We start from the raw sequence: 14,364 nt of genomic DNA on the forward strand, positions 1-14,364 counted from the left end.
TTCGCCGTCTCGACACCCGCTCAAAGCGCCCCGGAGGCGGAACGAGCCAAAAAAAGGGGGAGCGCCCCGGAGGCGGAACGAGCCTCGAACCAGCAGCAGTGTGTCTGGGCGAGTCGATGGTCGCCTTCCTGCCGTCCCGTCCCGGCCGTCTCGCGGACGTGCCGTCCTTCACCCGTGGGATCGGCGGCGCCGAGTCCAACGTGGCCTGTGCCCTGGCCGCCGCCGGGCACCGCGTCCGTTGGATCAGCCGTGTAGGTGCCGACGGTTTCGGCGATCACCTGGTGGCGTCCGTCGCCGCGTACGGCGTCGACGTTTCGCGCGTCCGCCGGGATCCGCGCCGGCCGACCGGGGTGTACTTCCGTACGGCCGCCGACCGCGGTGACGCCGCGCACGAGGTCGTCTACCACCGGGCCGGGTCGGCGGCCTCCGCGATGTCGGTGCGGAACGTCCCGTACGAGGAGGCCGCGGCGGGCCGTGTCCTGCACCTGTCGGGTATCACCGCGGCGCTCTCGCCGGACTGCCGCGCGTTGATGGCGGCGCTCACCGCCCGCCGCCCCGGCCGGCCGCTGGTCTCCTTCGACCTCAACCACCGCCCGTCCCTGTGGCCGCGCCCGGAGACCGCCCGCCGCGTCCTGTTGGAGTTGGCGCGCGGCGCCGACCTGGTCTTCGCCGGGGAGGACGAGGCGGCCCGCGCGCTCGGCCTGCACGGTCCGGCCGCCGTGCGCGCCGCCCTCCCGGAGCCGGACGTGCTGGTCGTCAAGGAGGGCGCGAAGGGGGCGACCCTCTTCGCCCGCGTGCCGGGCTCGGCGCGCGACGTGCGGGTCTTCGTGCCCGCGCCGCGCGTCGACGTCGTGTCGTACGCCGGGGCCGGGGACGCCTTCGCCGCCGGGTTCCTCGACGCGACCCTGCGCGGGCTGCCGTTCGCGGCGCGGCTGCGGTACGGGCACCTGGCGGCGGCGGCGGTGCTCACCGTGCCCGGGGACCTCGCGCCCGTCCCGGATCCGGCGCGCGTCGCACGGCTCGCCGCCCTCGGCGACGCCGACTGGGGGAGACTGCGTCTCGGTCCCGGCCGGCCGGAGCCGGGGCCGGACGACGACGAGGAGGTACGCACGCGATGAGCCAGACCGTCGACCGGGCGCTCAGCATCCTGCCGCTGCTCGCCCAGGGCCCCGCCGACCTGGGGCAGGTCGCCGAGCGGCTCGGTGTCCACAAGTCGACCGCCCTGCGCCTGCTGCGCACCCTGCACGAGCACGGCCTCGTCCACCGGCAGCGGGACCAGCGCTACCGGCTCGGTGCCCGTCTCTTCGCGCTCGCCCAGGAGGCCGCCGAGAACCTCGACGTGCGGGAGATCGCCCACCCCCACCTCGTCCGCCTCAACGAGGAGACCGGTCACACCGTGCACCTCGCCGTCCGCGAGGGCGACGAGGTGCTGTACGTCGACAAGGTCGACAGCCGCTACCCGGTGCGGATGTACTCGCGGGTCGGCCGTCCCGTCGCCGTCACCGTCGCCGCCGTCGCGAAGGTCCTCCTCGCCGACCTGCCCGAGGCGGAGCGCCACGCGCTGACCGCCCGCCTCGACTACCCCCCGTACACGCCCCGTTCGACGCCGAATGCCGCCGCCTTCCGCACGGAGCTGGCGGCCGTGCGCGAACAGGGCTGGGCCGCCGATCTCGGCGGTCACGAGGAGTCCATCAACTGCGTCGCCGCCCCGGTGCGCGGCGCGGACGGCCGCGTGGCCGCCGCCCTGTCGGTGTCCGCGCCCAACGTCGTCGTCACCGCCGACGAACTCCTCGCCCTGCTCCCGCTGGTCCGCCGCACCGCGCGGGCCGTCAGCGACGACTACTCCGGCACCACCCCACCGAAGGACACGCCATGAGCGAGAAGACCGCCGTCACGCCGCCCACCCACGCGGCCCCGCCCGCCCGGTTCTCCCACGGCGTGCGCAAGGGGAACGTCCTCCAGGTCGCCGGGCAGGTCGGCTTCCTCCCCGCCGTGCCGGGGCAGCCGCCCGTCGTGGCCGGGCCGACCCTGCGCGAGCAGGTCCTGCAGACCCTCGCCAACGTCGAGTCGGTCCTCACGGAGGCGGGCGCGGGCTGGGACGACGTGGTGATGACGCGCGTGTACCTGACGGACGTGGCCCACTTCGCCGAGATGAACGCCCTCTACGACGCGCACCTGAAGGACGTGGCCGTGCCGCCCGCGCGCACCACCGTGTACGTCGGGCTGCCGGCGGGGCTGCTCGTCGAGATCGACGCGCTGGCGGTGCTGGACTGACGCGCGGTCAGGCGACGCGGGTGCAGACGTAGCCGCGGCCCTCGTTCACCTTCCAGGTCCAGTAGCGGTTGTTCTCGTCGGGGCAGCGGGTCCGCCCGTCCGACGGCATCCGGTAGTAGCCGGTGATCTGGAGGATGTGCGTCTGGCCCTTCGGCACCCGGTCGGAGGCGCAGTTCCAGATCTCCATCAGGTTGGCGGAGGCGTCGCCGTCGCCGTCGATCTTCGCGGTGAAGCACTGGCCGGTGCGGAACTGGCGGGAGAGGCACAGCACGGTCCGCATCCCGTCGTCCGCGTGGTTCGACCACTGGTCCCGGCCCGGTCCCGAGTCGCACGGGCCGGCCGGGCCGACGCGGGTGACGTGGACGTACGCGCTCGCCGAGTCGCAGTCCACGCGGACCGGGGCGGGCTTGCTCCACTCGCCGTACCCCGTGTCGTACACGTCGAGGCAGTTTCCGGCGCGTACGGCGCGGAACGCCAGGTCCTGGAGGCTGGGCGTCGGCTTGCGGGGCGTGTACGCGTACCCGGGCGTCGGGCGGGTGAGCGAGCCGCCGCTCCCGGCCGTCGAGGACGAGGTGGTCCGGGCGGCGTCGTCGAAGTACCAGGCGGCGAAGAGGAGGGCCAGGACGACGAGCAGGGCCGTGGAGCACCCGCCGGACGACTTCTTCTCCTCCGGGGGCGGCGACGGGGCCGGCAGCGGGACCGGTGCCGGCCTTCTCGCCCGCGCGCCCGCCGACGTGCGGGCGCGCGCCCGGGACGCCACCCGCTGCCGGGCCCGTTCGTGCTCGCGTTCCCGCTCCTGTTCGCGCGCCCGCGCCCGTTCGCGCTCCTGTTCGCGGGCGCGGGCGCGGGCCCGTTCCCGCTCCTCGGTGTACATCCGCGTCGGGTCGGGCGGCGGTACGGCGCGGGTGCGGTCGTCGACCGTGAGGGCCTCCGGGTCGACGGGCGCCGGCCGCCTCCACTCCTCGCCCTGCCGCTCGTACGCGCGGATCAGCTCCGTCCAGCGCGGCGGCAGCCAGCGGCTCCCGTCGGCGGTGGCCGGCAGCCCGCGCATCTCCTCCAGGAACCGGTCGAGCACGTCCGCGGGGCGCGGCCGGTCGGCGGGCTCCACGGCCAGGCAGGGGCGGACCAGCGGGACGAGTTCCTTCGGCAGCCCCGCCAGGTCCAGGTCGCCCCGCGACACGCGGGCCAGCAGCCGCAGGGTGTCCTCGCCCTCCGGGTAGGGGGGCCGGCCCACGGCCAGGTGGAACAGGGTGGCGCCCAGCGAGTACACGTCGGACCGCTCCGTGGACGGCTCGCCGCGCGCCTGTTCGGGGGAGGTGAACGCGATCGTGCCGAGCGTGAGCGTCGTCCGGGTGATGTCCTGGGCGTGCGAGATGCCGAAGTCGATCAGCCGGGGTCCGTCCAGCGGCAGCAGGACGTTCTGCGGCTTCACGTCGCGGTGGACGATGCCCTGCCCGTGCAGGGCGAGCAGCGCCTGTGCCGTGCCCGCGGCGATCCAGCGGATGGCGGACGCCGGCAGCCGCCCCGCGGTGCGGACGAGTTCGGCGAGGGACGGAGCGGCGATGTACTCGATCGCCATCCACGGTGTCGGCGCTTCCGGGTCCGTGTCGAGCACGCGCGCCGTGTACCGGTTGTCGACGCGCCGCGCGAGCGTCACCTCGCGGGTGAAGCGGCGCCGGTCGTGGGCGCTGACCTCGCCCTCGGCGAGGAGCGTCTTCACGGCGACGAGCGGCCCGTCCGGCCCCGTCCGCGCCAGGTAGATCCGCCCCATGCCGCCCGAACCGAGCCGCCCCAGCAGCCGGTACGGGCCGAGCGCGCCCGGATCGTCCCCGCCCAGCGGCAGCAGCCGCGTTCCGGCCCCCGTCATCCCCCGCTCCCTCCTGCGGTGCCCCCGCCAGCAGGGTAGCCGCCAACTCCCCCCGCAGCAGCCGCCCTTGGACGTCCGCGCGGTGGCACGGGTCCCGTGCCACCGCGGGGGGTCCGGCTCCCCGCCGGGGGCGCCCGGTGCCTCAGGAGGTCGCGCAGTACTGCTGCTGCTTGCCGATCGACCGGTACATGCAGTCGGCGTTCTCCAGCAGCTGGAGCACCGCGTCGCGGTTGCGGGCGGTCTCGCGCTCGATCACCTCGTCGGGCGGGTAGAAGCCGCCGCCGGAGGAGCCGCTCGGGTACATCTCGAAGGTGTAGCCGAAGATGCGCTGGTCGCCCCAGAGCCAGTCGTCGATCGACCCGTCGGTGACGTAGAGGTCACTGGACTGCTCGGCGGTGTAGCCGTTGCTGGCGGCCATCTTGCGGCCGACCGCGGCGAAGGCGTCCCGGTCGTCCTGGGTCATGCCGGGGGCGGTGTCGGCGTAGGTCCAGCCGAACGGCCAGAGGACCAGCTCGCTGTAGGTGTGGAAGTCGATGGCCGCCCTGATCTGCTGCTTCCCGCCGACGACCCGGGAGCGGACGAAGTCGGCGACGACCTTCACCTCGGGGGCGGACTCGGGCGCCGAGCCGCGGTAGGTCTCGGAGCCCGCGGAGCCGGAGGAGCCGCCGCAGCAGCCCCACTTGTAGTTCCAGTTGCGGTTCATGTCGGTGCCGACGGCGGTGGAGCCGGAGTTGGGCTGCCGGTTCTTGCGCCAGCTGCGGTACGTGCCGGAGGCGATGTCGTACTCGCCGCCGTCCGGGTTGAGGTCGGGCACGATCCATATCTCGCGGCCGTTGACGGCGTTGGTGACGCGGGTGTCGGAGCCGTAGCCGGCGCCGAGTTCGCGCAGCAGGTACAGGGCCATCTCGACGGTGAGGTGCTCGCGGGCGTGCTGGTGGTGGGTGAACAGCACCTCGGGCTCGTTCTCGTCCGTCGCCACGTTGTCGCTGATCTTGATGGCGATGATGTCGCGGCCCTGGTAGGACTTGCCGATCACGCGCTTGCTCATGATGTTCGGGTACTGCTGGAGCCGCTGGTTGATCTCCGCCGTCATCTCCGCGTAGGTGTGGTAGCGGGAGTCGGCGGAGGGGAAGTCCATCGGCGTGACGACGCCGCCGGTACGGTCCGGGGGCCCGGGCAGCGGTTCCAGCCGGTGGCCCAGCGCGCGCAGGAGGCGGGCCTGCCCGGCGTCGGCGCTGACGACGACCGTGTGGCCGTCCACCTCGTCGACGGAGACGCCGGTGGCGGTGAGGGCGGCGCGTTCGGCGGGGGTGGACGGGCCGTGGATCTCGTACTGGCGGGTGGCCTCGTCGGCGGTGGCCGCCGGGGCGGGGGAGGGGGCGGAGGGCGCGCCGGGGGTGCTCGCGGCGGCGGTGAGCGGCGCCGCGACGGCGAGGGCGAGGGCGGCCGCGAGGGTGGCGGACCGTCCGCCGGTGATGCGTAGTCGCATGCTGACTCCTGGATGGGGGTCGGGGTGTGTCCCCGTGCGACGCAGGATGGAGTCATGGCATGAGCGCGTCAAGAAGGAGCTTCGGATCACGGCCGGAAAGGCTCGTTCCGCCGTGTGCCCTTGCGCGCCCGCCCGCCGGGCGCTTGGGTGACGTGCGCACCCCTGGAGAGACGAGGAAAGGCGGACGGCTCATGGCGGACACCGCGGACACCGCTCACGGCACGGCACACGACGGGGGCGGACCGCGCACCCCCGCGATGCGCAGGGCGAGCTGGCGGCACGTCGGACCCGGCATCGTGGTCGCCGCGACCGGCGTCGGCGCCGGCGACCTGGTCGCCACGCTCGTCGCCGGCGGCAAGTACGGCTACACGCTGCTCTGGGCGGCCGTCCTGGGCTGTCTGATCAAGATCTCCCTCGCCGAGGCCGCCGGCCGCTGGCACCTCGCCACCGGCCGCACCCTGCTCGACGGCTGGCGCTCCCTGGGCCCGTGGACGACGGTCTACTTCACCGGGTACGTCGCCGTGTGGGGCTTCGTCTACGGCGCCGCCGCGATGTCCTCCACCGCGCTGCCGCTGGCCGCGCTGTTCCCCGGCGTCATGGGGCTGAAGTGGTGGGCGGTCCTGTGCGGGGTGGGCGGGCTGCTGTTCGTCTGGTTCAACCGGTACGCCGTCTTCGAGAAGGTCATGACGGCCCTCGTCGGCGTGATGTTCCTGGTCACCGTCTACCTGGCCGTGCGGGTCGTCCCGGACCTCGGCGGCCTCCTCGCCGGCCTCGTCCCGGTCCTCCCGGACGGCTCGCTCCTCTACACCCTGGGCCTGGTCGGCGGCGTCGGCGGCACGATCACCCTCGCCGCGTACGGCTACTGGGTGAACGCCAAGGGCTGGCGGGACACGGGGTGGATGCGGGTGATGCGCCTGGACAACCGGGTCGCGTACCTGACGACCGGCGTCTTCGTGGTGGCCATGCTGATCGTGGGCGCCGAGCTGCTGCACTCCTCGGGCATCGCCATCGCCAAGGGCGACAAGGGCCTCGTCGACCTCGGCGGGGTCCTGGAAGAGAAGTACGGGGTGGCCACGGCGAAGCTGTTCCTCGTCGGGTTCTTCGCCACGTCCGTCACCTCGCTGATCGGCGTGTGGCAGGGCGTGAGCCTGCTGTTCGCGGACTTCGTGGCCCGCCTCCGCGGGCGGGGCGCCGACTCCGCGGGGCCGCAGGCGGCGCCGGGGCCGGAGGCGGGCGGGGTGCCGGTGGAGCGGTCGGTGCCGTTCCGCGCGTACCTGCTGTGGTTGACCTTCCCGCCGATGGCGCTGCTCTTCCTGGACCAGCCGTTCGTGCTGGTCGTCGTCTACGGGGTGATCGGCGCCTTCTTCATGCCGTTCCTCGCCCTGACGCTGCTGTGGCTGCTCAACTCCTCCCGCACGCCCGGGGAGTGGCGCAACGGGTGGCTCAGCAACACGGTGCTGGGCGCGGCGGGGCTGCTGTTCCTGGTGCTGTGCGTCGAGCAGGTGCGCGACCTGCCGTGGTGAGGAGGGGGCGCCGCGCCCCGGCGCGGCGCCCCTCGCACACCGCCTACGGCAGGTTGTGGACGTGCGGGCCGACCGCGTTCGACCAGGCGTTGCCCGCCGTGGCGTCCCAGTTCGTCGACCAGGTCATCGCGCCGCGCAGCGACGGCCACGTCTTGGACGGCTTGAACGAGCCGCAGCCCGTGCCCCGCGTCAGGCAGTCCAGGGCGTTCTTCACCACGGACGGGTCGACGTAGCCGCTGCCCGCGCCGCGCGGCGAGGCCGGCACGCCGAGGCCGACCTGCGACGGGTCGAGGCCGCCCTCCAACTGGATGCAGGCGAGCGCGGTGAGGAAGTCCACCGATCCCTGCGAGTAGACCTTGCCGTCGCAGCCCAGCATGGAGCCGCTGTTGTAGTACTGCATGTTGACGACCGTGAGGATGTCCTTCACGGCGAGCGCCAGCTTGAAGTACTCGGTGCCCGTGCTCTGCATGTCGATCGTCTGCGGGGCCATCGTCAGGACCATCCCCGGACCGGCCTTCGCCGAGAGCTGGCGCAGCGCCTTCGTCAGGTACGTCGCGTTGATGCCGTGCTCCAGGTCGATGTCGACCCCGTTGAAGCCGTACTCCTGCATCAGCGCGTACGCGCTGTTCGCGAACGCCGTCGCGGAGGCGTCGCTGTTGATCGTGACGTTGCCCTTCTCACCGCCGACCGACAGGATGACCGACTTGCCCGCGGCCTTCTTCGCGGCGATGTCCGCCTTGAAGTCCGCCACCGAGGCGTACCCGACGGCCGGGTCGAGGTTGAAGGTGATCTGGCCGGGCGTCGTCGTGGAGTCCGCGAACGACACGGCGATGATGTCGTACTGGGCCTGGACGTCGCGCAGCTTCTGCACCGTCGCGCCGTTGTTGAAGTTCTGCCAGTAGCCGGTCACCGCGTGCTTGGGCACGTTCGGGTTCGGGTTGGTGCCGCCCGGCGCGGTGCGGGCGGTGACGGTCGCGGACCGGGCGGACTCGCCGGCGGCGTTGGTGGCCGACACCTGGAAGCCGTACGCCGTGTCGGCGGCGAGGCCGGTCACGGTCGCGGACGTGCCGGACACGGACTGGACGCGCGCCCCGTCCCGGTACACGTGGTAGCCGGTCGCGCCGCTCACCGGGCTCCAGGAGAGCGACACGGACGACGAGGTCACCGTCCCCGCGGCCAGCCCCGCCGGGGGCGCGGGCACGACCGGGTCGGGCTCGCCGGCCCCGCCGCCGTCCGGGCCGAAGACCGACACGTCGTCGACGTGGTAGGCGGCCTGCCCGTACCAGCCGTGGGTGTAGACGGTGACCGAGGTGGTGGCGGACCCCGTGGTGAAGCTGGTGGTGAGCTGCTGCCAGCCGGAGGAGCCGGGCGACCACGTCGCCACGTCGGTCGTGCCGGTGCCGGTCGCGCCCAGGTAGGCGTACCCGCCCTGCACCCACGCGCTCAGCCGGTACGTGGAGTTCGGCTGCACCTTCACGGTCTGGGAGCAGCGGGCGTTGTCATGCCCGGCGGGCGTCGCCTTCAGGGCGGCGGTGCCGGCGCGGACGGGCGAGGCGACGGCCGTGCCGCTGTTGGCGGAGCAGGTCCAGTCGGCGAGGCCGGACTCGAACCCGGCGTTCCTGGCGACGTTGCGGTCCTCCGCCTGCGCGGTGCCGGCGCCGCCGGCCAGGACGAGCCCGGACGCGACGGCGAGCGCGAGGGCGCCGCCGACGAGCGGTCTGGTGCGGTCCACTTGCTTCCTCCGGTGGGGAGTGGGGGTGGGGGAGTGGGGATCGGGAGAAGGCGTGCGAGTCGGTGGCCACCGCGCTCCGTGCCCGTACAAGTTGGTCCAGACCAATCGCGTTGTCAAGGTTCCGGGGCGGCGTCGGGGGTGCCGTCCCCGCCCGGATGTGGGGCACCGGGCAACTCATGTCCCCTTCGCCCGATTTGACGGGGCGTGCGGAACGCGTGATCCACCACGAGGAGTCCGAAAGCGGTTCTCCAGCCCCGTTCCCGCCGATAAAGTGCGGGATCAGGAGCACACACGGAGCGAACAGGTGTCGCAGACGACTGCGACACGCCGGAAACACCGGTGGCCGGAGCCGAACGGGGAACCAGCGTGCCGACCGCGATTGCCGTCACCAGTGCCGACCTGGTGCTACCACCGACCGACCACCACACCCCCGGCGCCGCCGTGCTCCCCCCGCCCGACACCCAGCCCCTGGACGCCGCCCTCGCCGACACGCGGACCCTCGTCGAGCAGTACGGGCACGTCGTCGCCCTCTACCCGGCCTCCACCCCCACCGCCCACGTACGCCGCCTGCACACCGTGCGCGCCCTCCTGGAGAGCGACCGCGTCGCCCTGCTGCCGCTGGACCTGCCGCCGCTCGGCGTCGCCGTCCTCGTCCGTCAGCTCCGCCAGCTCTCCGTCTGCGACTTCGGCCCCGGCGTCCTCGCCACCGCCGCCCGGCTGCTCGCCCACTACGTCCACACCGGCGCCGTACTCAACTCCGTCGCCCGCCTCGACCGGGTCCCCGTCACCCTCAAGGCGCACGCCAAGTCCTGGATGCCCGGCTCCCAGTTCGCCGTCCTCGCCAACCCGGAGCCCCGCCTCCTCCGCCTCGGCTCCCAGGGCGGCGACCCGTTCCCCGGGCCCGACTTCGCCACCCGCATGGCCGTCGCCCGCGGCCAGCTCACCACCGACTGGGTCACCGACACCCTCGGCCCCGCCTGGCGCGTCCAGGGCGTCGACGAGGTCCCGGTGCCCGCCGCCTCCGCCGACTGGTGGGGCACCGCCCGGCTCGTCGAGTTCGCCGCGTACCTGCCCGACCTACCCGTCCTGCACCAGCTCGTGTCGTCCGTGCGCCGCGAGACCTGCGCCTGGTGCGGCATCGAGCTCCTCGGCGACCGCTGCGGATTCTGCGCCGCCCCGCTCACCCCGCCCCACCCGCCCGAGCCCCGCGCCCCCGGCGGCCCCGCCGCCCTGCCCCCGGGCACGTCGGCACGGCACGCGCCATGACCCGCCCCGGCGCCCCGCCCGTGCCTCCCCGCCCGTCCCCCGCCCGCCACCTCACGAGGTTCTCCCGCCCATGAACGCACGTCAGCGCCGCGGCGTCATCCTGCTCGTCCTGTCCGCCCTGTGCGCCCTCGGCGCGTTCGCCGGCGTCGTCGTCATCGTCAGCGACGTCCAGGCGAAGGTCGGACCGGAGGTCGCGGCGTACCGCGTCAAGGCGGACGTACCGGCCTACGAACCCCTCAGGCCCGGCCACTTCCAGAAGATCACCATGCCGGAGCGGTGGCTGTCCGCCAACGCCGTCAGGGACCTCTCCGCCGTCCAGGGCAAGATCGCCGTCACGGACCTCAGGAAGGGCTCCCTGCTCCAGAAGGACATGGTCGCCGACCGGCCCGCCCTCGCGAGCGGCGAGCAGGAGATCGCCATCATGATCGACGCCTCCACCGGCGTCGCCGGCAAGATCACCGCCGGGGCGCGGGTGAACATCTTCGCCACCTTCGACGACGAGGGGCGCGGCAAGAACGCCGTCGCCGAGTCCCGGCTCATCGTCGCCGGTGCCCGCGTCCTCGACGTCGGCAGGCTCACCCCCCTCGACCAGCGCAGGAGCGACGGCGGCACGGCCGGCGGCGCCCGCGAGGCCGTACCGATCACCTTCGCCCTCACCACCGCCGACGCCCAGCGCGTCGCCTACGCCGAGTCGTTCGCCGAGCACGTGCGCCTCGCCCTGCTGCCGAAGGACGGCTCCGCCGCCCCGAAGCCCGGCGAGTCGACGTACACGCTCGACGAAGACAAGAACAAGTGAGGGGACAGGCAGCAGGATGACCATTCGCGTCCTCCCCGCCGTCGGCGACCCCGACGCCGCCCGCGCCATCACCACCCTGCTCGGCCAGCTCCCCGACACCGAGCAGGCCGCCCCCGCCCCGGTCGGTGACTCCACCACCCTCGTCGACACCCTCGCCCGGGCGGCCGCCGACTCCGTCGACGACCTCCCCGAGGTCGTCCTCGTCCACGAGCGGATCGGCCCCGTCCCCGCCCTCGACCTGATCCGCGAGGTCGCCCTCCGCTTCCCCGCCGTCGGCGTCGTCCTCGTAACCGCCGACACGAGCCCCGGCCTGTACTCGGCCGCCATGGACTCCGGCGCCCGCGGCCTGGTCGGCGTCCCCCTCTCGTACGAGGAGCTCGCCCAGCGCGTCCAGTCCGCCGCCGCCTGGGCCGCCGGCGTCCGCCGCCACCTCGGCCAGACCGGGGACGCCCCCACCGGGCCGGGCGGCACCGTCGTCACCGTCAGCGGCGCGAAGGGCGGCGTCGGCACCACCGTCACCGCCGTCCAGCTCGCCCTCGCCGCCCGCGCCTCCGGCCGCAGCGTCGCCCTCGCCGACCTCGACCTCCAGTCCGGCGACGTCGCCTCCTACCTGGACGTGCAGTTCCGCCGCTCCGCCGCCGACCTCGCCGCCATCCAGGACATCACCCCCCGCGTCCTCCAGGACGCCCTCTACACCCACCCGACCGGCCTGTCCCTGCTCCTCGCCCCCGCCGACGGCGAACGCGGCGAGGAGGTCACCGACCGGTCCGCCCGCCAGATCGTCAGCGCCCTGCGCCACCGCTACGAGGTCGTCGTCGTCGACTGCGGCACGCAGATGGACTCCGCGAACGCCGCCGCCGTCGAGATGGCCGACACGGCCCTCCTCGTCGTCACCCCCGACGTCGTCGCGGTCCGCGCCGCCAAGCGCATGATCCGCCTCTGGGACCGGCTCCAGATCCGCAAGGCCGAGGACACGACGACCGTCGTCAACCGGCACACCCGCCACACGGAGATCCAACCCGCCCTCGTCGAGAAGATCACCGGCACGCGCGTCGCCCGCACCGCCGTCCCCGCCGCCTTCAAGGAACTCCAGCCGTGCGTCGACGCGGGCCGCATGCACGAGCTGGACCCCAAGTCGACCGTCAAGCAGGCCCTGTGGGCGCTCGCCGGCGAACTCGGCCTCGTGAAGGCCCCGGAGTCGACCGGCGACCGGCCGGGCAGGCTGCTCAAGGCACGCAGGAAGTAGCGGAGAGGGGAGGGGCGGCCCATGGGAGGCACACGGACCGGAACGGCACGCGGCGACCGCCGCCGCGGCGACCGGGGGCAGGTGGCCGTGGAGTTCACCGGCATGGTGCCGCTCGTGCTCGGCGTGCTGCTCCTGCTCTGGCAGGCGGCGCTCATCGGCTACACGTACTCCCTCGCCGGCAACGCCGCCGACGAGGCGGCCCGCGCGGGCGCGGTCGGCGGCGACTGCCCCGGCGCGGCCGGGAGGACGCTGTCCGGCGCGTGGTCGGCGAGCGCGGACTGCGGCGTCGCGGGCGACCTGTACACCGCCGACGTCAGCATCCGCGTCCCCGTCCTCTTCCCCGGCGCGAACCTGCCCTTCACCGTCCGGGCCCACGCGGCGGCGGCCGACGAGCGGGGGGAGTGAGGACCGTGACCGGCCACCACAGCGGCGCCCCGCACCACCGGAGGGGGCGCTCCGACCGGGGCCAGGCGGCGATCGAGTTCGCGGGCTGGATCGGCATCCTCCTGATCGCCGCCCTCGCCGCCGTCCAGCTCGGCATCGTCGCCTACGCCGCCCAGCAGGCCGGCACCGCCGCCCGCGCCGCCGCCCGCGTCGCCTCCCAGGGCGGCGACGGCGCCGCCGCCGGACGGGGCGCCATGAGCGCCTGGCTCGCGGACGGCGCGGAGGTCAGCGCCCCGTCCGGCGCCGAGGAGGTCACGGCGACCGTGACCGTCGACATCCCCGCCGTCCTGCCCCTCCTCCGCTTCGACCCGGTCACCCGGACCACCACCATGCCCGTCACGACCAGCGAGGGAGGGACCCCATGAGCCTGCGGGCCCGCATCACCAGCTCCGAGCCGGCCGGCGGGAGGGACGGCGAGGAGGACCACCTCGTCGGCGTCTACCGCGGCAAGCTCCTGGAGGAGATCGACCTCGCGGAGATGTCCGCCCTCCCGGCGGCCGACCGCCGCGTACGCCTGGAACGGGTCCTCGGCCACATCATCAGCCGCGAGGGCCCCGTCCTGTCGTCCGCGGAGCGCTCCCACCTCATCCGCCGCGTCGTCGACGAGGCGCTCGGCCTCGGCATCCTCGAACCGCTCCTGGAGGACGCCTCCATCAGCGAGATCATGGTCAACGGCCCCGATCAGGTGTACGTGGAGCGGCACGGCCGCCTCGAACGGCTCCCGATGCGCTTCTCCTCCACCGACCAGTTGATGCAGACCATCGAACGCATCGTCTCCACCGTCAACCGCCGCGTCGACGAGTCCAATCCGATGGTCGACGCCCGCCTCCCCTCCGGCGAGCGCGTCAACGTCATCATCCCGCCGCTCTCCCTCAGCGGCCCCGTCCTCACCATCCGCCGCTTCCCCCGCGCCTTCACGCTCCACGAGATGGTCGCCCTCGGATCGCTGGACGAGCACATGGTGATGCTGCTCTCGGGACTGGTCCGCGCCAAGTTCAACGTGATCGTCTCCGGCGCCACCGGCACCGGGAAGACCACCCTGCTCAACGCCCTGTCCGGCCTCGTCCCGGACGGCGAGCGCATCGTCACCATCGAGGACTCCGCCGAGCTGCGGCTCCAGCAGTCCCACGTCATCACCCTGGAGTCCCGTCCCGCCAACGTCGAGGGCAAGGGCCGCATCACCATCCGCGACCTCGTCCGCAACTCCCTGCGCATGCGCCCCGACCGCATCATCGTCGGCGAGGTCCGCGGCGGCGAGACCCTCGACATGCTCCAGGCCATGTCCACCGGCCACGACGGCTCCCTCGCCACCGTCCACGCCAACAGCGCCGAGGACGCCCTGACCCGCCTCCAGACCCTCGCCTCCATGTCCGAGGTGGAGGTGCCGTTCGCGGCCATCAGGGACCAGATCAACAGCGCCGTCGACGTGATCGTCCAGCTCACCCGGCACGCCGACGGCGCCCGCAAGATCACCGAGATCGCGATCGTCGACTCGCACGGCCGGGAGGAGTACCGCATCGTGTCGGTCTGCCGGTTCGAGGCCCGACCGATGACCCCGGACGGCCGCGTCCACGGCAGGTTCACCCACCACCCGCTGCCCCGGCGGGTCGCCGAACGGCTGTACATGCACAACGAGCCGACCCCCGCCGCGTTCGGCGTCGCCCACAGCGACGCCGAACTGGCCCTGCGCGGAACAGCCGCGTGACCCCCGCAGCCCCCTCCCCCGG

General features: G+C 73.8%; 13 protein-coding genes. 10 read left to right on the forward strand and 3 right to left on the reverse strand.

Features of this window, described 5'->3' with window-relative positions; all coding sequences use genetic code 11:
• Positions 1–116 precede the first annotated feature (116 nt).
• Genes AC07D6_RS07930 through AC07D6_RS07940 form a run of 3 tightly spaced genes read left to right on the forward strand, consistent with a single transcriptional unit; the run spans position 117 to position 2,274 of the window.
• Positions 117–1,118, forward strand: coding sequence for a sugar kinase (locus AC07D6_RS07930; RefSeq protein ID WP_479042978.1), 1,002 nt, complete (start codon positions 117–119; stop codon positions 1,116–1,118).
• A complete protein-coding gene (locus AC07D6_RS07935) occupies positions 1,115–1,876 on the forward strand; it encodes an IclR family transcriptional regulator (protein WP_479042893.1) in 762 nt (253 codons plus the stop codon). The genes AC07D6_RS07930 and AC07D6_RS07935 overlap by 4 nt, the downstream gene beginning before the upstream one ends.
• Positions 1,873–2,274: a RidA family protein gene (locus tag AC07D6_RS07940; protein WP_315879772.1), complete on the forward strand. Its 402-nt coding sequence runs from the start codon at positions 1,873–1,875 to the stop codon at positions 2,272–2,274. Before AC07D6_RS07935 ends, AC07D6_RS07940 begins: the two co-directional genes overlap by 4 nt.
• A gap of 7 nt (positions 2,275–2,281) precedes the next feature.
• On the opposite strand, the gene AC07D6_RS07945 is transcribed toward AC07D6_RS07940, so the two are convergent.
• The gene (locus tag AC07D6_RS07945; protein ID WP_479042896.1) at positions 2,282–4,141 is read right to left on the reverse strand and encodes a serine/threonine-protein kinase; all 1,860 of its coding nucleotides are present in this window, start codon (positions 4,139–4,141) and stop codon (positions 2,282–2,284) included.
• A 142-nt stretch (positions 4,142–4,283) separates the two neighbouring features.
• Complete coding sequence (locus AC07D6_RS07950; protein WP_479042898.1) at positions 4,284–5,630, reverse strand: M14 family metallopeptidase; 1,347 nt, start codon at positions 5,628–5,630, stop codon at positions 4,284–4,286.
• Between the two features lie 191 nt (positions 5,631–5,821).
• On the opposite strand from AC07D6_RS07950, the gene AC07D6_RS07955 reads away from it, so the two are divergent.
• The gene (locus AC07D6_RS07955; RefSeq protein ID WP_391653887.1) at positions 5,822–7,153 is read left to right on the forward strand and encodes an Nramp family divalent metal transporter; all 1,332 of its coding nucleotides are present in this window, start codon (positions 5,822–5,824) and stop codon (positions 7,151–7,153) included.
• A gap of 43 nt (positions 7,154–7,196) precedes the next feature.
• Here the strand turns inward: AC07D6_RS07955 and AC07D6_RS07960 are convergent, their stop codons facing one another.
• Positions 7,197–8,885 carry a chitinase gene (locus tag AC07D6_RS07960; RefSeq protein WP_315879769.1) on the reverse strand — a complete coding sequence of 563 codons (1,689 nt, stop codon included), beginning with the start codon at positions 8,883–8,885 and terminating at the stop codon, positions 7,197–7,199.
• A gap of 366 nt (positions 8,886–9,251) precedes the next feature.
• On the opposite strand from AC07D6_RS07960, the gene AC07D6_RS07965 reads away from it, so the two are divergent.
• The 6 genes from AC07D6_RS07965 to AC07D6_RS07990 all read left to right on the forward strand — a co-directional run bounded on the left by AC07D6_RS07965 (position 9,252) and on the right by AC07D6_RS07990 (position 14,342).
• Positions 9,252–10,151 carry a hypothetical protein gene (locus AC07D6_RS07965; protein WP_315879768.1) on the forward strand — a complete coding sequence of 300 codons (900 nt, stop codon included), beginning with the start codon at positions 9,252–9,254 and terminating at the stop codon, positions 10,149–10,151.
• A gap of 70 nt (positions 10,152–10,221) precedes the next feature.
• Positions 10,222–10,947, forward strand: a complete 726-nt coding sequence (gene cpaB / locus AC07D6_RS07970) for a Flp pilus assembly protein CpaB (RefSeq protein ID WP_315879767.1) — start codon at positions 10,222–10,224, stop codon at positions 10,945–10,947.
• Positions 10,948–10,963: 16 nt separating this feature from the next.
• Positions 10,964–12,193, forward strand: coding sequence for a CpaE/TadZ family protein (locus AC07D6_RS07975; protein ID WP_315879766.1), 1,230 nt, complete (start codon positions 10,964–10,966; stop codon positions 12,191–12,193).
• Positions 12,194–12,214: 21 nt separating this feature from the next.
• A complete protein-coding gene (locus tag AC07D6_RS07980; RefSeq protein ID WP_315879765.1) occupies positions 12,215–12,598 on the forward strand; it encodes a TadE/TadG family type IV pilus assembly protein in 384 nt (127 codons plus the stop codon).
• A gap of 5 nt (positions 12,599–12,603) precedes the next feature.
• Entirely contained in the window at positions 12,604–13,002 is a 399-nt protein-coding gene (locus tag AC07D6_RS07985) for a TadE/TadG family type IV pilus assembly protein (RefSeq protein WP_315879764.1), read from the forward strand.
• Positions 12,999–14,342 carry a CpaF family protein gene (locus AC07D6_RS07990; protein WP_479042904.1) on the forward strand — a complete coding sequence of 448 codons (1,344 nt, stop codon included), beginning with the start codon at positions 12,999–13,001 and terminating at the stop codon, positions 14,340–14,342. Before AC07D6_RS07985 ends, AC07D6_RS07990 begins: the two co-directional genes overlap by 4 nt.
• Positions 14,343–14,364: the final 22 nt, after the last annotated feature.

Source organism: Streptomyces sp. NPDC045287, from assembly GCF_056432325.1.

Coding starts and splice junctions, on each gene's coding strand:
- AC07D6_RS07930 (WP_479042978.1), top strand. CDS start 117: ATGGTCGCCTTCCTGCCGTCCCGTCCCGGCCGTCTCGCGGACGTGCCG.
- cpaB (WP_315879767.1), top strand. CDS start 10,222: ATGAACGCACGTCAGCGCCGCGGCGTCATCCTGCTCGTCCTGTCCGCC.
- AC07D6_RS07975 (WP_315879766.1), top strand. CDS start 10,964: ATGACCATTCGCGTCCTCCCCGCCGTCGGCGACCCCGACGCCGCCCGC.
- AC07D6_RS07945 (WP_479042896.1), bottom strand. CDS start 4,141: ATGACGGGGGCCGGAACGCGGCTGCTGCCGCTGGGCGGGGACGATCCG.
- AC07D6_RS07950 (WP_479042898.1), bottom strand. CDS start 5,630: ATGCGACTACGCATCACCGGCGGACGGTCCGCCACCCTCGCGGCCGCC.
- AC07D6_RS07940 (WP_315879772.1), top strand. CDS start 1,873: ATGAGCGAGAAGACCGCCGTCACGCCGCCCACCCACGCGGCCCCGCCC.
- AC07D6_RS07935 (WP_479042893.1), top strand. CDS start 1,115: ATGAGCCAGACCGTCGACCGGGCGCTCAGCATCCTGCCGCTGCTCGCC.
- AC07D6_RS07955 (WP_391653887.1), top strand. CDS start 5,822: ATGGCGGACACCGCGGACACCGCTCACGGCACGGCACACGACGGGGGC.
- AC07D6_RS07990 (WP_479042904.1), top strand. CDS start 12,999: ATGAGCCTGCGGGCCCGCATCACCAGCTCCGAGCCGGCCGGCGGGAGG.
- AC07D6_RS07980 (WP_315879765.1), top strand. CDS start 12,215: ATGGGAGGCACACGGACCGGAACGGCACGCGGCGACCGCCGCCGCGGC.